The sequence below is a fragment of the Alteromonas portus genome (assembly GCF_005117025.1).
In the GTDB taxonomy this organism is placed as follows: domain Bacteria; phylum Pseudomonadota; class Gammaproteobacteria; order Enterobacterales; family Alteromonadaceae; genus Alteromonas; species Alteromonas portus.
Map to the genome: position 1 here is coordinate 630329 of NZ_SWCO01000005.1, position 21518 is coordinate 651846.

18 protein-coding genes are annotated in these 21518 nt (G+C 38.7%); 9 read left to right on the top strand and 9 right to left on the bottom strand.

Going from position 1 to position 21518, the window contains the following annotated elements:
* The first annotated feature begins 92 nt into the window (after positions 1 to 92).
* Genes E5672_RS10655 through E5672_RS10680 form a run of 6 tightly spaced genes read left to right on the top strand, consistent with a single transcriptional unit; the run spans position 93 to position 6552 of the window.
* Positions 93 to 1445 (top strand): putative O-glycosylation ligase, exosortase A system-associated, encoded by a 1353-nt coding sequence (locus E5672_RS10655; protein WP_136782180.1) that lies wholly within the window; start codon positions 93 to 95, stop codon positions 1443 to 1445.
* Positions 1420 to 2511 (top strand): glycosyltransferase family 4 protein, encoded by a 1092-nt coding sequence (locus tag E5672_RS10660; protein ID WP_136782181.1) that lies wholly within the window; start codon positions 1420 to 1422, stop codon positions 2509 to 2511. Before E5672_RS10655 ends, E5672_RS10660 begins: the two co-directional genes overlap by 26 nt.
* The gene (locus E5672_RS10665; RefSeq protein WP_136782182.1) at positions 2508 to 3398 is read left to right on the top strand and encodes a glycosyltransferase family A protein; all 891 of its coding nucleotides are present in this window, start codon (positions 2508 to 2510) and stop codon (positions 3396 to 3398) included. Before E5672_RS10660 ends, E5672_RS10665 begins: the two co-directional genes overlap by 4 nt.
* A complete protein-coding gene (locus tag E5672_RS10670) occupies positions 3395 to 4873 on the top strand; it encodes an oligosaccharide flippase family protein (protein ID WP_136782183.1) in 1479 nt (492 codons plus the stop codon). Before E5672_RS10665 ends, E5672_RS10670 begins: the two co-directional genes overlap by 4 nt.
* Entirely contained in the window at positions 4866 to 5537 is a 672-nt protein-coding gene (locus E5672_RS10675) for an SGNH/GDSL hydrolase family protein (RefSeq protein WP_161569392.1), read from the top strand. The genes E5672_RS10670 and E5672_RS10675 overlap by 8 nt, the downstream gene beginning before the upstream one ends.
* 4 nt (positions 5538 to 5541) lie before the next feature.
* The gene (locus E5672_RS10680) at positions 5542 to 6552 is read left to right on the top strand and encodes an acyltransferase family protein (protein ID WP_136782185.1); all 1011 of its coding nucleotides are present in this window, start codon (positions 5542 to 5544) and stop codon (positions 6550 to 6552) included.
* Here E5672_RS10680 and E5672_RS10685 read toward each other — a convergent pair.
* From E5672_RS10685 to E5672_RS10710, 6 genes are all read right to left on the bottom strand, one after another.
* Positions 6549 to 7721 (bottom strand): glycosyltransferase family protein, encoded by a 1173-nt coding sequence (locus tag E5672_RS10685; protein WP_136782186.1) that lies wholly within the window; start codon positions 7719 to 7721, stop codon positions 6549 to 6551. The two genes, E5672_RS10680 and E5672_RS10685, sit on opposite strands and share 4 nt — an antisense overlap.
* Positions 7722 to 7772: 51 nt before the next feature.
* On the bottom strand, positions 7773 to 8549 hold the full coding sequence (locus E5672_RS10690; RefSeq protein ID WP_136782187.1) for a sulfotransferase family protein: 777 nt from the start codon (positions 8547 to 8549) through the stop codon (positions 7773 to 7775).
* 9 nt (positions 8550 to 8558) lie between these two features.
* Entirely contained in the window at positions 8559 to 10646 is a 2088-nt protein-coding gene (locus tag E5672_RS10695) for a DUF6077 domain-containing protein (protein WP_136782188.1), read from the bottom strand.
* Positions 10647 to 10793: 147 nt separating this feature from the next.
* Entirely contained in the window at positions 10794 to 11798 is a 1005-nt protein-coding gene (locus E5672_RS10700) for a glycosyltransferase (protein WP_136782189.1), read from the bottom strand.
* A 282-nt stretch (positions 11799 to 12080) separates the two neighbouring features.
* Positions 12081 to 13922 (bottom strand): acyltransferase family protein, encoded by a 1842-nt coding sequence (locus E5672_RS10705; protein ID WP_136782190.1) that lies wholly within the window; start codon positions 13920 to 13922, stop codon positions 12081 to 12083.
* A 98-nt stretch (positions 13923 to 14020) separates the two neighbouring features.
* Entirely contained in the window at positions 14021 to 14608 is a 588-nt protein-coding gene (locus tag E5672_RS10710; protein WP_161569394.1) for a sulfotransferase family 2 domain-containing protein, read from the bottom strand.
* 364 nt (positions 14609 to 14972) lie between these two features.
* On the opposite strand from E5672_RS10710, the gene E5672_RS10715 reads away from it, so the two are divergent.
* Entirely contained in the window at positions 14973 to 16151 is a 1179-nt protein-coding gene (locus tag E5672_RS10715) for a glycosyltransferase family 4 protein (protein WP_136782192.1), read from the top strand.
* Between the two features lie 15 nt (positions 16152 to 16166).
* On the opposite strand, the gene E5672_RS10720 is transcribed toward E5672_RS10715, so the two are convergent.
* A complete protein-coding gene (locus E5672_RS10720; protein WP_161569395.1) occupies positions 16167 to 17594 on the bottom strand; it encodes an oligosaccharide flippase family protein in 1428 nt (475 codons plus the stop codon).
* 152 nt (positions 17595 to 17746) lie between these two features.
* On the opposite strand from E5672_RS10720, the gene E5672_RS10725 reads away from it, so the two are divergent.
* Both E5672_RS10725 and E5672_RS10730 read left to right on the top strand, forming a co-directional pair.
* Positions 17747 to 18553 (top strand): polysaccharide lyase, encoded by an 807-nt coding sequence (locus E5672_RS10725; protein ID WP_136782194.1) that lies wholly within the window; start codon positions 17747 to 17749, stop codon positions 18551 to 18553.
* 41 nt (positions 18554 to 18594) lie between these two features.
* Positions 18595 to 19509 carry a glycosyltransferase family 2 protein gene (locus E5672_RS10730; protein ID WP_136782195.1) on the top strand — a complete coding sequence of 305 codons (915 nt, stop codon included), beginning with the start codon at positions 18595 to 18597 and terminating at the stop codon, positions 19507 to 19509.
* Positions 19510 to 19596: 87 nt separating this feature from the next.
* On the opposite strand, the gene E5672_RS10735 is transcribed toward E5672_RS10730, so the two are convergent.
* Both E5672_RS10735 and E5672_RS10740 read right to left on the bottom strand, forming a co-directional pair.
* Complete coding sequence (locus E5672_RS10735; protein WP_136782196.1) at positions 19597 to 20952, bottom strand: DCC1-like thiol-disulfide oxidoreductase family protein; 1356 nt, start codon at positions 20950 to 20952, stop codon at positions 19597 to 19599.
* Positions 20952 to 21470 carry a hypothetical protein gene (locus tag E5672_RS10740; protein ID WP_136782197.1) on the bottom strand — a complete coding sequence of 173 codons (519 nt, stop codon included), beginning with the start codon at positions 21468 to 21470 and terminating at the stop codon, positions 20952 to 20954. Before E5672_RS10740 ends, E5672_RS10735 begins: the two co-directional genes overlap by 1 nt.
* Between the last annotated feature and the right edge of the window lie 48 nt (positions 21471 to 21518).

The window sequence follows — 21518 nt, forward strand, 5'->3', positions numbered from 1 at the left end:
ATAGACAATACCGTTTTTTTACTTGAAATTGTGCTTCTAGTTTGGTTATCGCTTCAGGCTATCAAAATTGACAATCAGGACGATGATAAGTAATGCGTGATTATCTTTTAGTGTTAATTTTACCGCTTTTACTTTACGCAGCATTGAGAAAACCATTTTTATCAATATCATTTTGGATTTGGTCTGCCCTTGTGCCTCCCTTTTTATGGGCTCATGGCGGCTTAGCGACATCAGTGCGTTGGAACTTCCTTTTCGCAGTAGTGACTATGGCGAGCTTTGCGATCAACAAGGGAAATAAGAAACCTCCAAGTGGCGCCATCTTCGTTCTTTGTGTCATCTTTTTTGCACATTGTGTCATCAGTACAATGCTTAACAATGGTTATGGTCCTTATGTTTGGTTTAGATTCGATTTATTTTGGCGGACCTTACTACTTTTCTTTTTTATTGCTGTAGTTGTAAGAAAGCAAGTTCACTTTGAGGCTGTTGCTTGGGGGATTACTCTATCATTCGGAGCGCTTGCAATGATAGAAGGAGCGAAATTCGTTATATCCCTAGGTGGTCATAACATATTTGGTTTAACTCCAGCATTTAATGATAATAATCTATCAGCATTAGCGTCCTTGATGTGTATTCCTATAGCAATTTTTCTGGCTCGCCAATACAAAGAAAACTTTTATTTTAAAAATGGATTATATGGCGTAGCGTTTTTCAATGTCATGTTCGTGCTCGGAACTGATTCTCGTGGTGCGTTTTTAGGATTAGCCGTGTTCAGCATTGCATACTGGTTGAAGTCAAAAAACAAGCTTCGTGATGGGTTTGTGATGTCGTTAGGCGGATTAGTGGCACTAGCCATCCTATCTGACGAGTGGTTTAACAGAATGGAGACTATTGGCGATGCGGGTGAGGATGGGTCGTTTCAAGGTAGATTGAAATCTTGGAAGCTTGCTATGTTAATGGCAATTAGACATCCATTTTTTGGAGGGGGATTCGATTCTACATTCACCAATAGAGGAACTATTAACAGTCTTATTGCAGATTGGGAGACGTTGTCTTGGATACCTAGTGCGACTCTTAATGTTGGTGATACGGTTTTTGTAGCCCACAGTATTTACTTTCAAGTGTTGGCTGACCACGGTTTTCTTGGTGCTATCTGGTATGGTTTCATCGTATTAATCACGTTGAAAAACCTCAGCAGTATAGCAAAGACAAGTAAAGTATTCTGGCATGTTAATTTAGCAGAAATGCTCAGGCTCTCGCTTATTGCCTTTCTAACTGCTGGCGCAGCTCTTAGTTCAGCCTATAACGATTTGTTTTTTGCGCTCGTAGGAATGACCGCTGCACTTTCTGCTGTCGTTAAAGGTGAAGAAAAAAGAGTCGCAGAAGTGCGAGTGAAGACGATGCAACAAGTAAGGTTTGGTAATGAGACTGGCCATATTAATACATGACTACACTGCTATGGGGGGCACGGAGAGAGTTACCCTTCAGCTTTGTAATCAATTAGCGAAACACCACACTATTACTTTAATTTCGGTGCAGCAAACTGGTAAAGAACCTGCTTTCATATTATCAGACAACGTTCAAATTAAATTTCTCGGCGATGACGCTGCTAATATGCTTAAAACTTTGCCACAGAAAGTTTATGTGTTAAGAAAAATCTTAGGCGAAATTAAACCAAATGCCGTTATAGCTTCAGACTCTCAGATGGCACTATTGAGCCTTCCGGCAACAATTGGTAAACGTTATCAGAAGATTGTGTGGGAGCATTTTAATTCACAAATTGAAACCCGGTTTGGTAGTCGTTGGTTTGCTAGGAGACTGGCTGCCAGATTTGCTCACACTATAGTAGTATTAACTCAGCAGGATAAGCGAGAGTGGGAAAAGAAATATCATTGCAAAGCTTCTGTTGTCGTACACGCTAATCCCTGCGCATTACCATTGCCACTACTTAATCCATATAGAGATGCCCACGTCGTATTGTCTGCTGGACGTTACACTGAGCAAAAGGGGTTTGACCTTTTAGTGAAAGCATGGAAGTGCTTGTCGAGTGAAATGCGACAAGGTTGGGTTCTTCGAATAGTAGGTCCTAACGGCAGTGCGAAAACAGAACTCTTGGCAGCAGCTAAAGACGATGAGAGTATTCGAATTGAAGGCCCTTCTTCAAACATGAAAAAATGCTACTTAGATGCTGGGATTTTTGTTTGCAGTTCTCGCTACGAAGGGTTCGGCTTAACCATCGTAGAGGCTATGACGCATGGTGTGCCAGTTATTGCTTTCGATTGTCCTATGGGGCCAGCCGAAATAATAAAAGAGGAATATGGCAAAGTCGTTGAATTGGCAAATATAAGTGCCTTGTCTAGAGAACTAGCATCAATGATTGGAAGTAAATCAAATCGACAATATTACTCAGAACGTTCATTTGAACGTGCATCCCATTTCACACCGGAGATAACAATAGGGCGCTGGGAAAGTTTGTTAGAAGTATGTGCTGATAAGGAAGTAAAAATACCATGATACGTCACATTGAAGTGTGTGTGGTTGCACATAATGAAGAAGACTTTATTGTTTCATGTTTAGAAAGCATAGAAGTGGCTTTAGCTAATATGCCAGAGTCCACAGCTTTCAAAGTCCATATTGTTAATAACGGAAGTTCAGATAGCTCAGAATCTATTATTGATAGTTTCTGTTCCACCCGAGATGATTTCGACGCCAAACATATTAGGCTAGGCGATAAATCCAACGCTTGGAATGTTGCTATATATGAATTAGTGCAGAATAGTGAAAGTCTGATTGTAATGGTCGATGGTGACTGCACAATAAGTGAAGATAGTTTAGTCGCTTTGTTGGAGGGCGCGAAATTAAACACTGATGCATACCTTCTAGCAGCTATACCAGAGCCTATAGGCCGCTATAGCGAAATTATCACCAGAAACACTCTAAACGGTAAAGCACTAAGTGGTAACTTTTACGCTATTACGCCATTATTCCATGAGAAAATAAAACAAACCGGCTTTATGTTACCTGTCGGGTTAATTGGCGATGACAGCCTTTTAGCTTGGGTTGCTCAATGTGATTTTAAATTGAGCAATGGAGTTAAAAATGGATTGATGGTTGGAATAAAAGGGGCGCTATTCGGTTACCATCGGCTGGTCCCTAATACGTTTAAAAATATAAAGATGTACTGGCGTAGGCTACAACGCTACAGCTTGAGACACATCCAACAAAACTGTATTAAAGCGTATCTTACCCTTGAGAATGACAACTTTGCTTCATTGCCTAGTCATGTAGTTGACCTATACCGTTACCACAGGCCAGAACACATTAGGACGGATAACAGACTGAATACTTTTTTAGACACGCGGACCTCAAAACAAATAAAAACTATTAGTGTCGAAAAATGAGTATACAAAAAAAGTTAACAGTGGCTTACCTTTGGAATTTGCTCGGTAAGTGGGGTGTTCGTTTTATTGGGATAGGTAGTACGCTTGTTCTAGTTAGGTTGTTGGACCCTTCTGCGTTCGGCCTAGTCGCTCTTGCAACTATTTGTATCGGCTTTTTTGAAACCTTGACAGACATTGGTATAAATAGGTATTTAATATCTCAGACACAGCTCGATAAACAAGCAATGGACTCGAGTTGGACAGTCGCTTTGCTATTAAAGATCGCTTTAATTTTTTTGATTATAGCGTTGTCTGGCTTTCTTGCTGACTTTATGAATGCCCCTGAAATTCAGTTGATAATTGTAGTTGTGGCTTGTTCGGGTATTTTCTCTGCGCTTAATAATATTGGCTTAGTCCAATTTGAAAAAGAGCTAGATTTTAAGCGCGTTTCTGCTTTGCTGCTCAGTGCAAAGCTAGTGTCAACAGCGGTTATGCTAGTGTTTGCCTTTTGGTTACAAAATTATTGGGCTCTAGTGGCGGGGGGTGTTTGTAATGCTTTGGTTTATTGTATCGGATCTTATCAAATATCATCCTATCGACCAGAGCTTAATTTCAATATTGCGAAAGGTCAGCTGAGATTTTCTGGTAAAATTATGGTTCGTGCTGTACTGGGGTACACTCGAAATAAACTCGATACATTTCTTGTTGGGCGTTTATTCGATAATAGCGCTGTAGGCAAATATAGTATTGGTCTTGAATTCGCAGTACTGCCCCTTGCCGAAGTGATTACCCCTGCGTCTACAGCAATGTTCCCTGCCTTGGCGGGTTATAAGAACAATAAACAGGAACTATTCGATAAAACCTACAAATACTTTGGTCTGGTCTATGGCTTTGTAATGCCTTGTGTCGTTGGAATTTGGTTTGTTGCCCCTCAATTTTGCGACGTTATTTTAGGGCCGAAATGGGCAGATACAGCCCCAGTAATGGCAGCCTTGAGTGTGATGATGTTACCTTATCCACTAACGGCAATTACTAACAACTTATTTGATTATCTCAATAAAACCCAGTATAGCCTGTTCAGTGATTCGATGGGGATAGCACTTCTAGTCGGTGCTTTCTGCTTTTTTACATTTAGTGAACTGTCTGATTTTGCTTGGGCTAGAGGTGTCGTTGCGCTTATTGCCTTCCTATGTATACTAATTTTTACACGGCTCACGATTGGTTTGTCTATCAAGAAAATGTCGAGCGTTTTATTATTACCATCTTTAGCCGCTTCGGTAATGTGGAGTTGTCTAGAGTATGGCTATCATTTTACTGAACTGTCACTTTTAGCGCTTATAGGAAATATAACAATTGGAGCGGTTGCTTACTCAATGGCTCTATCAATACTCCTCAAAATATTCGCTAAGTTCGACCCTACTTGGGAGTTTTGGTGGATAAAACTTAAGACTTTACCGGTAAAGCTTTACACAGAATTGAGCAAAAATCGTGCTTAAGACAATCATTAGGCATTTGAGTTTGTTTTTGTTGGGTGCAGTTATAACTGGCGTAGCGTTTCTATCTATTGATAAAGCAAGACGAGCAGTTTTAAATTACTTATCTCTTCACACTACTAGCCCGGTTGTGCTAATTCTTGGAGATTCACACTTTGCTAGATCTGATGCTTGGTTAGATATTTGGTCTTTGAATCCATGGCAAAGTCGTAACCTAGCCGTTGATGGTTATCAAGCCCGTCAAGTTTATTCATTATACCGGGACCAAGTATCGGGTGACGACCATTGTATAGTGATGGTCATGGTTGGCATTAACCGGACAGATAAAGACAGGTCAGATGATGCTGCACATGCAATCGATAAACTAATCCGCCTTGCTCAAAAACGAAAAAAAAGTCCCGTTATTTTAGAGGTTATGTACACTGAAAACTCGCATGATACTGCGTACGTCAAAAATTTAAATGAGCAGTTGCAAAGCATCACTGAATCAAATAATACTAAGTTTATAAAAGTAAATCATGAGCTTAGTAACGGGGGGAAGCTTCTGCCTCAATACAGCCGTGATGGATTACATTTAAATAATGCAGGCTATTCCGCACTTTTTAAAGAGATACGGGCGCAAACACTGCAATTTATATCAACTGAACTAGAACAATGTAGAGGCTAAATTCGTGTTTGGCACATACCGACTAATATTAGCGTTCATGGTGGTTTTTTTACATTTGGCAGGTTGGCCAGGTTTTGGAGAGTATGCAGTTTTTACTTTTTTTTGTTTAAGCGGCTATTTAATGACTTTTATAATGCAGCAAAACTATGGTTATGGAAGGCAGGGGGTGAAAAAGTACGCGTTTGCTAGAATGCTTCGCATCTATCCATTGTATATCGCTGCTTGTTTACTGAGTGTTGTAACTTTAATTATTATTGGGGAAGAAGCTACTAGTGCAGTCATCTTTAATTTGCGTTGGCCCGAAGGAATAATTAATACGCTCTCCAACCTTACACTAATGAACTTCGATCATAAATCACCTGCGCTTGTCCCCCCCTCGTGGGCATTAACTGTAGAAATTATTTATTACGCTTTAATCGGGCTGGGGCTCTCAAAGACGAAGACTAGAACCTGGTTATGGTTTGGCGCAGGCGTGATGTATACAGTTGCTATATTCGCAACAAACCTTCCTTGGTGGGACTATGGCTATTTTCATCCAGCTGCTGCCTCTCTTCCCTTCGCTACAGGAGCATTAATGTACCATTATAAAGATGAGATAGGGAGGACCATAGGAAGGTTTGCGCGACTTGATGTGGCTATTCTTTTATACGGCTTTGTTCTATTAAATTGGTATTGGCAGTATAAAAACGGGTCAGGTTTATCCATTGGCTTTTACATCAACTTTTTGATTAACTGCCTTCTTCTTGCTGTCTTAACTCACGTAAAAGTAAAAGACAGAAGATTGCTAAGTTTTGATAAAAAAATGGGTGACCTTAGCTATCCTATATACCTAATACATTGGACTGTCGGTGTGCTCGTGTTTTATGTTTCTGCACAGTTAGGGTTTGAGCTTACCAAGCGCACTGAAATGTTTGCAATAGTTTCGATACCTTTCATGCTGTTGTTTGGTCAACTGACTGTAATGAGTATCCACAAGCCTGTTGAGACTTTAAGAGACTGGATAAAAAGGACTTAAGTATTGCATATTGACTTGATACGCTTTGCGATTTCTTGTTCACCACGCGCCTTGCGAATTTTTATAGTGTTTCTCTTCCAATCTTCATAATTGGCGAGAGACTGCTCTGGCTTGTCTGCTAAATCTTTAAAAAAATTAAACAAGCCTGACTGCTCAGCTTTCAGTATGCCAAACTCGCCATACTTTTCCCCAATAGCTATATGTGATTGATTTGAAGTTGTTATCAGCGGTTTAGCTGCAGCGAAAGCGTCAATTATACTTCCACTTGAAACATAAGATACTGAATTTGGAAGTGGAAGGCACACAAGATCCATTGTTCCGAGCAACTCGACAAACTTTTCTCTTGCTAAGTGGGTTTTGTGAGGGGGCAGTGCTAGTCCAGAGGTGTCAAACTCTGAGGCTTGACCAGTATTTTCTTTTCCTATTGCGTAAAATTTTAAATTATCGCTATTAAACTCTTTAGCGATTTTGCAAAAGACATCAAATCCTTTACCTTTTCCGCAATGACCCAAGAAAGCAATTTTAATAGGTTCTCCAGCAATCAAAGTCTTTGGGGGTAACCATTCAGATTCGAGTACAGGATGTTCAACAACTTCTACTGAGCCTTTCATAGCAGGAGCTATGTCTAAAATAACGTCATCCAACCCCAGTTCCAGTACTAATAACTTTTGATTTTTTGGCAATCCGCGCCTTAAGACTGAGATATAATCGAAATAGCGCTCTATAGGGTTTCGAGAACGCCAGCTTTTGCTTATTCCTAGTTGATTATGCTGTAAAAAGTGGCATTCGCCGGGCATGTTTTTCCAAAACTTCTGCACAACGCTAATTACTGGCGCTCTGGCTCCAAGTACGGTAAGTAGGTCAATATTTTCTAAATCGAAATTTTCGGAAAGCCACTTTGTGTAGTAACGAGCAGCTCTTCTGCCATAGAATGGGTGATGATAAGAATGACTAGAAAGCAATTCATCAAATTGTGGTATGACTTTATAGTTTACGTTACAAAGCGTACCAACTTGTGTTTTTAAATTTTCTACATGACCATCGCATGCTGCAAATGTGATGCGTTTTTCAGGGTATGCTAAAGACACAGCTTTTAAGTACCCTTCATTAAAAGGTAAGTGCATTTCACTATGGCTAACCATATCTATTAAAACAATTTCTTTTGTCATTATTTTGTCATCGTCTTCTTCAAAATTTACAAGCTTTAACCACAGTTTTTGTTACAAAAGTACGCTTTGTTGAGCTTTGGAATCTAATAATATTCTTACTTTGTTATAAGTACTTTGGCAATCTTTGAAATATTGACTCTCTGCGTAAGGAACCTGAATGGGTATAAGTCCCGACTGAATTATTTCCCCTTTTAAAAGCGAACTTGAAGAGTCTCCTGCTTTTTCTCTACCCGTGTTATGCATTTTTTCATATTTTGTTGATAACGGGGGGGTAAGCTCAAGGAATTGAGAAATTTTCTGCAGCGTTAAAGTTGGTTTCGATTTGATTGCATCCGCATCAAAGTACAAGTAGTTGAAATTTTTAACCGACGCAATTTCAGCAAGTAGGTCAAGCCTTTCACAGTAATAGGCAGCAGCAAATTCAGGGTTTGTAAGTTCATGGCCGGGATTTAATTTTTGGTACAAAGATACAATGCTTGGAATGGTGAATTCTGGCGCTCTGATACTTATGAGAAAGTGGCTTTTAGGATGCTTTTGTATGCGCTCGCTTATGTGGTGTTCGTTGTGCAGAACTTTATCAAACATATATACACTGTTTTTCTTTAAACTATGTTCTTGAGAATAAAGTATCTTTTGGCGCATTAAGCTTTTTACACTGTAATAGCCTATGTGCATTTCGTAATAGCCATTAATGTGCTTATGGCTACCGAGTAAATGCCCCATTAAACTTGTATTAGCTCTCATATGGCTAAGTAAAAAAAGGTGCTTCTTACTAGATAGTAAAGAGGGAGTAGTTATTATCGAGCGTAAAGCTTGGGAGTACGACATTAGCTTTGTTTATCCTGTAACTCTATAGATACCCCAAGCATCTAGTTGTGCTAAAGGCTTTAAGGAAAGAGACTCTATGATTTTCGGAGGTAAAGATTCGGCCACAATAACAGTTATACCTGCAAGCTTGAGAGACGATTGGTATAACACTAACTGCTCGGCCGTTAAACGATCTAGATTATCTGTTAGCGTTTGTAGGCGCTCCCTTAATTTCGTTTCTTTTGATGAAAAATATGGCTGGCTCCAATATAGAGGTCGTGAAGCTATTAGCTTTGCATCTCTAACTATCATGGGGAGCATTTGTGCGACAATATCTTGCGCAATAATAGTATCGGATTTTGATGTAACTCGAGCCGTTTCTTTCGCAGCACGCATGGCTTCGAAAGGAACTTTGTGAAGAATGAAGGATGATGAATATCTTTGTAAAGCATAGCCGCCATTAAGTGCTATAAAGACCGCAAAGATTGAAAATAAAACTGAATATGACAGTGTTTTCGCATTCTTGGTTAACAAAGGGCTATTCGGAACGAACAACTGCATTATTGCGGTTGAATTTTGAATTATCAACGCACTGCTAAGCGCGATGAGCAATGATAGCGGAGCTGCCCAATGAAAACGCCAGATGAGGTTGCCAGGGCCTATGGTATTACCGAGAAAGGTCGCTAATGGATGACTAAAGCAGAGTATTAATATTAGGCTGAGCCAGCGAAGTGAAAGTTGTCGCTCTTCAGTTTGCGAAGCGTAAGAGGCCATAAGGGCAACGAAAACGATACTCAATATGATAAAGAGCGAATAATTATCGCCAAACAACCAATACATTGACGATATTGGACGTTCAGCAGGTTGCATCGATGGTGCTGTAGATAACGTAGAAGTTAACGCTAACGTTTCATTGATGTTAGCTAGCGTAGAAACAGGAGAGAATGAGTTTACGTCGGCGATTGCCGTTTTGACGACTACTAGCATCACCAAATTAGGTAAACTAACCAAAGCTAAGAGAACAAAGTTCTTTAATAATGCTTTTATATTCCATTCGGAAAATGCAAGAAGTGAGATACCGGCTATAAGCCCTCCAATGTAGAAGCCAGTGCTTGAAACACCACCGCAAGCAATCATCGCTAAACCTGTTGCGATCAAGTAACGACGCGAGTTAGTGCGACACCATAATAAAACCATTAGGCAAGTCAATGGCGCATAGAGCATGAGAAGTAGAGCTTTACCTTGGAAAAATCGAGGTATAAAGAAAAAACCGTGCATGTGATTATGGGTAGACCAAAGAAGCAAGAAAGCTAGGGAGAAAAGAGTTCCCATCAGTGCTTGTTGCGGTACCAAATGTCTGACAAAAGTATAAGTTACCCAAGGTACAAAAATAACCATAATGCATGGCGCAATTGTATAGTACCAAGTGAGGTGATTAATGCCGCTAGAATAAGATAACGCAGCAATAATAAACTCCCAACTTTGGCCAAGGTTTAGTGCAAAAATGTGGTTCGGTAAGTTTTCATTGTAAATGGTATCAACAGAAAACACCGGGGCTTGGGGATGTTGAAAAAGTCCTACGATATAAGAAATGAAATGTGTGTCGTCGGCATTATTAACATTGCTCAGTAAATATAGTAAGACCAAAAATATAGAGCACAAGCTTAAACATAATACGTGACTTTTTGGTGCTTGTTCTGAAGAGACGATAGCTTTGTGGTAGCTCGTAGTTACCTGAGATAATAATAGTGTTGCACTACCAGTTGCAGCAATAAACCATGTGTAGCTAAATTCATCATCAATACCTAAAGCCGTAATTAAAAGCGTGATTGCAAACGTAATGGCGCTGAAAATTAATTGGCTCTTTGAGCGTGAATTAACTGTATCGGAGGGAGAGATTACCGTTGGAACAATGATGGCGCTGAAAGTATGCAATTTGATTGACACCGCTAATACAGCGGAAAAAAAGACAACAAACGGAAAGAGAGCATTCAAATCTGCAAATGACATTTCCAAGCTTTGCGCCGGCCACAGAATAAGACAGTTAATCGTTATTAAAAACAACAAAAAACTAAAAATAGTTTCCAAAGCACGCACAAAGTACAAAGAGAGACTCATTATTTTGAAAGTCCGTTTATTCTATTCAATGCAATAGCATACAAACAAAAAGGCTTACTTTAAATTGGTAATTGCAGATATAGTAAAAGTTATTGAGATGAGTATTCGTTGGGGACGTTCAAGTTTTAGCCTTTATACGCTTTGATACTAATCCTTTATTACTTTTTGTAACGCCACGTTCGAGACAATCTTCGAAACAGAATCACGAAACCTAGCGTTTATTTCTATATACCTTTCTCGCGACTCTTCGCCTCTGATTTTCAGTTGCCTAATATCTGTTTGCAGTATGTCTTCAATCTTTTCTTCTAAATCGGATTCACTAATTTCGTAAAGATCGCTGAAATATCTTTGCTCCTTGGCGCTAGCCTTAATAAGGCAGCCTTCATCTGTTACCAATTCGGCCATCACACCGTTGTTAGTCGTTAAAACAATCGCGCTTGTAGATAACCCTTCTACGATTGTATGCCCAAAACCCTCTGCTTTAGATGGACACAAATGAATACCGTGTGTGTTAGCTATATGTACCAGTTCTTTATCTGTTATAAAATTAGTTATTAGCCTTATATTGTTGTGTTCAGAGAATTCTGTAGCTTCAGGTAAAGAAGATATTACGGTTAATTGTGGCCACTCAGGGTGCTTAGCCCAACATTCTAAAACTGCTAAAGTACCTTTTTGAGGGCTTTTACCTCCTACATGTAGAAACTTGCCGTAGTCTGGTTTTACATTTGGTAGATTTATATCTCTGGAAGAAAAGCCTAGATAATAGATTTCAGAAGCTATACTTTTTACTTTAGCTAGTGCGTACTTACTTTTTACCAACGTTATTACATCACTTTTGGCCATTTCCGCAGCACTTAAACTTCTTAGCCACTCTTGATTTGGTATAAAAATGTTTAAATCATTAAATCGTTTCAAGCCGCTTTGCACCTCTTCAAGATGAAATGCGATTTGTTTTCTAAAGGTAAACTTTCGAAAGACGATTCCAATAAGTTGAAAGAAAGCGAAGGCAATACCTTTGTTTTTAGATACTATATGAACAGTGGTGTTGGGTAGGCATGAACACCATGCAGAGGAAAGTATCTCTGCGTCGTTTAATAGCCCTTTCGAAGCCACTGGAAGAAAAATGTTAAGATGTACTTTAAGGGAGGCCATAAAGTAATGTTTTCTTTTAAAAAACTAATAAGACTTAAGTTACATTATTGTTTGACTATTTTAAACAACTTTACAGCAGTGCGAAAAATCTAGTTAGTCACAGTGTCGCAGTATACTTTAGTATTTAGAATATTTAATTTTGGGTTATCCCAGCGCGATAAGCCATTATTGCAAATAGGGACAGTGAATATATCCGACTTATTGGGTTAGCCAAGTGTTCGAATCAAATCGTGTTCAAGTTTTTGTTTAAATAATATGACTTGCTAATGGGGTGACCGTAGACTAATCCCATATATCCTGCAACAAAAACTCTGCGCCCTTTTGCGTTAAATGGCCGTAGTCGAACTGAATTGGTGTACCTTCAACATAATGCGTGCAGTTATCTCTAGCACTACACATTTTATCGATAACCGGATAAAACCTTGCGTTTGTGGAACTTACTACTTTTTGTAGTTTTTTGTTTATTTCGGCTTGCCTATTAAAGTTTGAAAAGTACTTGATGTCTTTCTCAGGAAGTTTGGCCATAAGCCAAGGTAATGAGTACTTGTACTCAACTACGGGGCCCATAACCGTAATTCTATCGGTAAATGGTTCAATCTTATCAATAAAAGGCTTAACGTTTGGAATGTCGTTTAGCTTCCACCTGCTTGCCATTAGGATTTCATTGAACTGTCCAGTAGGAATTGCCTCGTTCAATGCCCAGTGAATCAACTTTGTACAGCGGTCTTCACCTTGCAGTGGTAAGACGGTTTTGCATCCACTGGAAGTAATTTGTGAAAGCGTATAGTTACTAGGTAATTGTGAAGCAAGGGCCGAGTACCAATGTGCCGCATGGCTATCGCCAATAAGTAAAATGTTGTAGGCATTTTCTTTATTAGCTAAACACTGTTTTTTATCAAAATATGTTACATCGTTAAATGATTTTGATAGAAAGCAAGTTCCTGCTCTAATGTCATTCTCTCTTGTTGTTAGTACACTTTCTAGGTAAGCCGTTTGTTTCGAGAAAGGCGCATTTTGAACAGGAATTGACAAAAGGGCCAGTAAAGCAAGTGCTGCTGAAGCCGCTACAGAGCCGGTAATATACCGCAATTTGTACCGTGAAATATCCATCTTTCGAAATGGCACTTCAATAAAATAGTACGTCCAGGTTGCTAATATAAGTGATAGTGTGAACACTACCGCCATATCTATGCTTGTGTAATGGTCTAAAAATTGAAGTTTAAAAAATACAATAACAGGCCAGTGCCACAAATACAGTGAGTACGAGATATTGCCAAAAAATTGGCAAACTTTATTCGCTAAAACCCAATGGAAAATACCTTTTTGAACGTTGGCGTAAAGTACGGCTACAGTGGCTAATGTAATGGGAAGTGCGTTTATCCCTGGGAAAGGCGTATATTTGTCGTAGTAAAAAAAACATATAGTCATGCAGCCTAATGAAAGGCCAGTTAACACATTTGCCTTCCACGTTGAATTGCACTTAACCCCCGATATGGCTAATAAGCCACCGGCAATAAATTGCCAAAAGCGAGTAGGCGATGCAAAAAAACTCAGTGAACTATCTATTGGAAGAAGCCACTCACCTAGTAAAAAAGAACTCAAACCCAACAGCGTTAATAATACCAACATGCCTTTAGTTTGAAGTTTCACTTTAGCCAATATCAAAAGAAGAACAGGGAATATAAAGTAAAACTGTTCTTCGACAGAGAGTGACCATGTATGCAGTAGCGGAGCGAATTCCAGTGCAGCGCTGAAATAACCTGATTGCGTGTAAAACCATAGATTTGAAGCGTAGAGCAAAGATGCAATAAGACTGTACGAGTAGTTAGCGTATTCGCCGGGCAACAGATAAAAGTAAGCAAATATAGTTGTAGCTGCAGCTACAACTATATAGGCAGGTAGTAAGCGCTTGAAACGACTGCTATAGAAAGAAGTTAACGATAGACTGTTATTACAAAGTGCGCGCCATAGCTGACCTATTATCAGGTAACCCGATATTACAAAGAAAACGTCAACGCCTAAATAGCCACCCGGTAATGCATTTGGTTGGATGTGAAATATTACAACGCTCAATACGGCAATCGCGCGAAGCCCCTGAATGTCGAGTCTTAGCGTTCCTTTCATAATTTCAAGTTCTCAAGGGTAAAATGTTTTTTACTGTAAGTGTTTACAACAGCGTTGCTAAACTAATTGCTGAGGGACTCACCGTAAAGCCCTTCACTTCAATTTGAATCCAACTGGTCCGGATAAAAAAGCTCATAATCTCTCTTGTAAAGCTCATGAAGTTTTGCTTTTGTTGTGTCACTAGGCTCGTAAAAACTTTTTTTAGAATAATTTGTTTGTGGTAAATGGCCATCTAATCCAAGCCTTCTTGCAACATATTTAAAGTCATCATTTATGTTTTCGAACGAGCCGACGAAGTCAACCTTTATTGAGAACCGTTCGTCACAAACATAACAAAATTGTGGTTTAGTTAATTTGCTTACATGAATAGTATCGTGGTCAAGAAAGCCAGCGACATACTCGTCGAAATTTGAAAAGTTATTATTGATTGTATTGGCAAGAGCCAAATCGGTGGTTTTGTTACCGCCATTAACTAGGTAATTATATGTTGATAATGCTCTATCCAAAGGTTCGCGCGTAAATGCGAAACTGAAGAACTCCTCATAGTGTTTTCTAGATGCTGTAATACACTCAGTTATTGTAAAGTGATCTCTCTGAATGTGGCCAAGAGTACCATTTAGTGCTTGTAAGACACTTGTGCCAGCTGCTTTTGGTATATGTATGAAAATACAATTATTTTTTGTCATATATCGTCGATAAGGATATAAGTTTAAATGTTTAATCGCGAGATTTCTGAGTTTACTTTCGAAGAGCAATGTTATGTTTCCTATAATGTTCATTTGCAGACTTGCTCGTGTTCTTAGTGTCATGAGTCAGTCCAGTTGAAGAAAAACTTTCAACACTCAGAGGTCAGTAAGTTAGCATCTAAATCGTTACTTTTGCAAAGTTTTAGGTGGTTCGATAGTGCCATTCTTCAAGTGTTCAGTAGATAAGCGCGCATCATTGTTCAATCATAAAAATAATACTGTTGCGCGGAAAATATTTCTTGCTTGGAGTGTTTTAAATTTAATTACGCTATTATCAAATGCTAGACATTCGGTACCAAAAAACATGAAGCAGAAAAAACACTATAAAATAATACACATTATGCCTAGGTTTTACTCTCCTAGTTATACTTTCATTTTAAATCTTATCGAGCGTTTAAAGCGAGATGCTAATGACAACACTGTTCTTACTAAAGATGTACTCATTGGCGGTAGAAAAGATGTCCATGACATCTCTATCAATTCGCTTTCATATATAAAAAAACACGTTCAAAGAAAAGTAAATGCGATAAGAGGTTTAGTTTCAAGAGTCAATTATGCGAGAGCAAAATTGATTCTAGAGGACTTTTCCCCCCACGTGATTCATTGTCATTTCGGTAATTCCGCACAATTAATGTCGAGCATAGAAAAATATGCTAATCACACCTACCCACAAGTTGTCTCCTTACATGGTTATGACGTATTTATGCATTATAAATTTGAACGAGGTTATTTGAGGCAGATGCAGGCACTCTCAAATAGAAAAGATGTAATTTTTACTGTACCTAGTGATTTTTTAAAAAATAAGGCTGTTGAGCAATTAGGTATTGCAGAAAAAAATATTGAAATTGTTCCAAATAGCTTTAATGAAAAACTATTTACTCACAAATTTATGATGTTAGACGCCCAGCAAGAATTGAGAATAGCTAACGTTAGTAGATTTGTAGATTGGAAGGGGCAAAAATTTCTAATTAGAGCATTAGCTATATTAAACAAATATCGCCGCGTCCACGTTGACTTTGTAGGTGAGGGCGTTGAGAGATTCAAATGCATGAGACTAGCTGAGGAACTCGGAGTTTTCAAACATTGCACATTCCATGGTGCATTAAGTCCGGACAAAGTATCGGATATCGTAGGACGCTGCCATCTGTATGTGCATACTGCTGTAACAATGAAGAGTGGGCAGACGGAAACATTTGGCATCGCTATATTAGAAGCGATTGCAATGGGAAAACCTGCAATATACTTTGACGTGGGTGGGATTTCCGAAGTTTTTGGCAGGTTAGAATCCAAGTACTACATAGGCGTAGAAGAGAAAAATCATACAGACTTAGTGAAAGCGATACTGGAAATAATACCGCTTCTTGAAAAATTAGACACAGACTATCTAAAAAAATTGTGTAATGAAGTTACAGCAATGTACAGTGAGGACAATTACATTAACAAAATATATGCTCTTTATGACCGTGTCACTTCAGCAAGTTAGTCTTTTGAAAAAAACTTAATGATTATTTTTTAATCTTAACAGGCTCCCTCGTATTGAAGGAACATGCTTTATAGTTAGTAAACTAACAAGCAGAGACAACGTGGCAACTGCACTTTCGTTAAACAATAAAACATTGACCTGAATGTAATAGAGTCCAAACTTCAGAGCCAATAACGGTATAGCAAGTATAAGCACTGGCATACCTATACTCGCTATAATTTCTAGAAGTGTAACAGGAATTATCTTTCGAATAATTAGTTTATTGGCTATCGGTATAATGGCGAGCTGGAAAACAATCAAAGCTATTGCTAAAGCTGTTACGCCAACGCTTGAAGATAAATAAATAATACTTACGTTAGGAATAAGTACACCTAAATTCCAATAAAAACTGAGCTTCGTTTGCCCAGCAGCAAGAGCTGTAGGCCCCATCAAATTGCTAGCTGCCACGCGAATAAACCAAAATACGCCAAGTAAACCAAGTATTATGTAATGACTTGAAAAAGCGTTTCCTAGTAGTAATGATGCTACGAGATCGGAAAAAATGATAACCGGAACATAAAAGAAAGCTAATGCAAAAGATTGTGCTCTCATAAAGTCTATGTATGTTTTTTTGAATGCCAATTTTTGATCTTGCAACAAGGAAAATGTAGGTAGCGCGACCTTATTAACTATAGGCTGTATGGCCATTGCTGGTCGGCTAGCGAGTTGTTTAATAACGTGATATATCCCTAAATCATGTGTTGAAAGCGTAGATGCCAAGATAATTATGTCGAGTTGTTTTCTTACGATGTTGAGTGTCTGAGAGCCCAGTTCATATGCGCCGTAGTTTATCGCCTCTTTTATAATGGAAAACTCAAAGTTAAATGAAAAGTTTATACTTTTACTCAAATATAATATTAAACCCAATAGCCGGAATAAGTGATAACTGATAAATGACAGCAATAAGCAAAAAATTCCCCACTCAACAGTGGTCAAGGCAATTGTAAAAGACAATATTTTTGAAATAATCTCTACTTTTGCTATTTTGTCGTGGGCAAAGTTCTTTAAGGCGAAGGCTTGATACTGGGATGAAAGCGATGTGACTATTAGCAAAATAGCTGCGATCTGAATTGGGCCACCCAAGTTATGGTAGCCTAATAACTTTACGATCATTGGGCCTATAAAATAAAAAAACGTGAAAGCAATGCAGCCACTTAGCATCACTAATATGAATACAGTGTTCCTTGCTTTTTGAGTAATGTCTTTTTTGTAGATTATAAAACTCGAAATACCGCCGAGCGCCATAGCTGTGAATATTTCAATAGCCAAGTTTATAATGGCAAATTGGCCGTAAACTTCAGGGGCAATATATCGAGTTAGTATAGAAATCTGCAGAATGGTAATTGCAGAAGTAAATACCGTCGAGACTGTCGTCCATGAAGTTGCTTTTACGATTTTACTCAATACTATTTCCCGTTCCGCTTACTTTTTAGCTACCTGTTTTTTAACTTTAGCAGCAACTTTGAAACCATTCCTCAGCGCCAGGGTAAACTACCTGTCTGACGTATTGAAAATATGCTAGTTTCTTATCATCACTTCAGAATTTTTATTGTATTATGATATTCAGACGAATAGCACCATATTTTTCGATTCTCGCTGTACTTTGCTTTGACGTTTTTGCGAGTGTGGGAATAGAGGGCACTAACTTCAAAATTATTCATACAACCCCGTTGTACGATGAATCGTTTGAATCTTTTAATATAAAAAAATGGGGAACCAGCGGTCTTACGTTAGTACAAGATGACATTAATTACGTAAGCCCAGGCAACGGCAATGCTCACCTAAAAGTGACTTACATACCAACTTCACGTGGTACAAAACGTGTAACAGCTGAAGTTCTTCTTGAGCAACCGGTATATCGCGCCCAACTCTCTTACAAGGTCAAATTTGGGGAAGATTTTGAATTTGTTAGAGGTGGAAAACTTCACGGTTTAGGTGGTGGTGAATTAACCTCTGGTTGTAAAGCGCAGTCCAAGAAGGGTTGGTCTGTTAGAGTTGTTTGGCTTGAAGGTGGTGTGCCCGCATTATATGTCTATGACCAGAACAGAACTAAGAGGTGTGGCACGGCATATCCTATTCACACTGGTTTTGCTTTCCAACGTAACGTTTGGCACCATGTTTTGTTGGACGTTAAGTTAAATAGTAATCCTCTAGTAAATGACGCTACTGTAGTGCTTAGTGTAGATGGAAATGAATTGTCCCGACTAGGAAACTTGCAACTTACAGGGGCAAAAGATGTTCTTATCGATACATTTATGTTTAGTACGTTCCACGGTGGTAGCAACTCCACCTGGTCACCTTCTAAGAGGGTTTTTGCCGAATTCGATAACTTTGTTGTAAAAGGTATATTCGAATTAAATTAATTTCCAGCTCATTAATTATTTAAGAAAATAGGCCGCAGATAATGGAAGTAGCACAAAAATTGGAAGTGGATATTGCCGTGATTATCCCTTTTTATAACGATGCTGAGCGCCTTCAAATATGTATAGAAGCATTACAAAAGCAATCTATAGAAAAAACATTTCATATAATAGCGGTTGACAATGGGTCCGATTATCATCCTGCACAGTTAGCAGATATATATTCGAACTTAACGTTACTAATAGAAACAAGGCCCGGCTCTTATAGTGCAAGAAATAAAGCTTTAGATTTTGTCACTGCTAAAATTTATGCGTTTACTGACGCAGACTGTATACCTTCAGAAGATTGGCTAAAAAATGTTGTAGATAAAATGTCCTACTCAAAAGCCGATGCTGTAGGCGGTGGGATAAATGTATTTTGTGAAAACCCCGATACACCAACTGCTATAGAAGTTATTGATCTTATAAAAGCATTCCCACAAAAAAGCTATGTAGAGCAGCATCATTTTGCAGTTACTGCTAATTTAACATTTAGTCATGAAGCGCTAGTGAAAGTAGGTAAATTTAACGCAAATTTGAAGTCTGGGGGAGATAAAGACTGGTGCCTTCGCCTCCACACAGCAGGGGGAAACTTAGTATTTGAAGGCGCTGCCCTTGTGTGGCACCCTGCGCGAGCTTCGCTAAGTGAACATAAAACAAAGATGCGTAGGTTGGCGCACGGAGCATATACGCGGCGCAAAGGCGATGCCATTTCTGCAAAATACGTAGGTCTTCATGGAATAGTTATGGGGTTGATGCCGCCTATCAGGAAAGCGCAACTAATTTGGAAGCGCTTCAGTATGATTAGCACAACGGAAAGGTGCAGGGCTATCTTCTACTACTGGTATATAAACAGCTATGCATCAATCCAGAAAATACGTTGTCACTTAAAATTGGTCAAAGAAGCAGAGCGAAATTAGCAAACCATCAACGACTAACGGCAAAAAACTTCAAACACTCTTAACTAAGCCAACTATTAACCTGCATTGACATCATCGTTAATTCTTCTAGCTGTCATAATCTAATTTTTTTACACCAATAAGCTTCAGCGTCATGTTTCTTCCAAAACGCATGAATGGGTAAACTACTTTGGCGACAGTGGGCGACTTGAACATGTATTTATTTAGCGTTCCCCAGAAACCTGAGCCAGTTGATAACAAACTCATCATATGTAAGGCATCACTACCAAAATAATAATCATCCCCGTAAACCAGAACCATTCCTTCATTAATATCGAATGGAATCGCTTTAATTTTTTCTACTATTTCGCCACCGTCTCTCGCATTTATAAGCCTAAAGTCTTTAATTTTATCTTTTACGTTGAGCATATGCGTATAGTTTGTGCAAAATGGACATTCACCATCATAAACTAAATAAGCGGTATGTTCGTTCATTAAAGGTTCCTTTGTATTACTACCAAAAGGTTTAAATGTCAGCCCTACAATTGGCAAGGCTTTAAGCGTACCCAATAAGGAAAAAGATTTAGGAGCGAGAGGGGACATAACAAAAAATAGCCCCCAAATTATGATATGGGGTGTAAATTTAATCTGCAGCAGAATAAATGTGCCGAAATGAAACATAATTAGAACGCAGCCATAAAACTTATGCAAATTGGGCCTAAAAAGAACAAAGATTGAAATTAACTGAATATAAATATTACCTAAGTAAAAAAATTGCGTTACTAAGCTGTTATTACTTACGATTTGCTCGAAGGCAAGCGGCGAGCCTCCGTTAGGAATAGCTCGCGTTAATACCGTTCGCATTAGCCCGTCTGTTACGAATAATCCTGTCCCTGTGGAAAGTACTTTTAATGTACCGGCGAGAGTATATGACAATAACAGTATGCTTTGAATCCACCAGAACACAGCGATAGCACTTAATCTGTCAATCCGAGTTGGGTAATTGTTATTTTTAATTTGATTGGGCAGAAAAATAAATAAAAAGCTTACAAAAACAACGAAGTGCATGCTATGTGAGATAGAGCCGAACGAGTTGTTGAATGCGGTTATAAAGAACAATGATAGGAAGGTGGCGGCTCTGAATAAAAGGCTGGCTGGAAGGATAGATGCTGCCAAAGCTGTTACGAAAGAAAAAATAAACAAGGATGCGCCATGCCCTACAAAAACTTCTTCACCCAAAATCGCTATTGGCCACAGTGGGTCTTGCGGTATTTTTTGGCCAAACTTTAGAATACTGCTTGAACTGCTGTAGATATAAAAAGTAACAAATAGGTAGAAAAAACGCGTGATAGTAATTATCTGTGCAGAAGCATGTGTAAAGTCTGTAACAGAAAGAACAGGTTTAGTATTTTCACCCAAAAATCTTCGTACTTTTCGAGCGAGAAGAAAATAGTTATTCAACATTACAACGTGCTCCAAGGTCCAGAAATCACTTCTGTTTTACAATTGTCACGATTAAACATGGGAACGGTATTGTTGGCTTTTTGAAAGTGTTGTTTTACAAATTCAAAGTCATATGTGCAAAGCACTGCACTGAATGTGATATTCAACTGGGGATAAATCCGTTTCAACATTGGGACTACCTTCTTCCTTATTTCCATCTCACAGTCGAGGGAGTTCGGTGAAGCCTTACATTGCCGAAGCGCCACCATGATTGCCTTCTCAACCCTAATTTTGTCAGGATGATTGTTAGAAGAGACATAGTCGGGAATATCAAAATTTTTTTGTCCGTCAACGGAATGAATTTGTACCATGTAATGTGGTGCTTTCTCGTGAAAGCCTGAAAATAAAGACCATGAGAAAAAGGGAAAAATTTCCCCACTATTAAGCGTCAGTTTGCCTATTCCTGCAAGTAAAACGTAGGTAACTAGAAAAAGCGGTATAAACACTGAGTAAATAATTTTATTTTTTAATCGAGGCATTTCCTTTACCTTCATTTTGATTAAGGCTTTGATGATAAACTTAAAGAG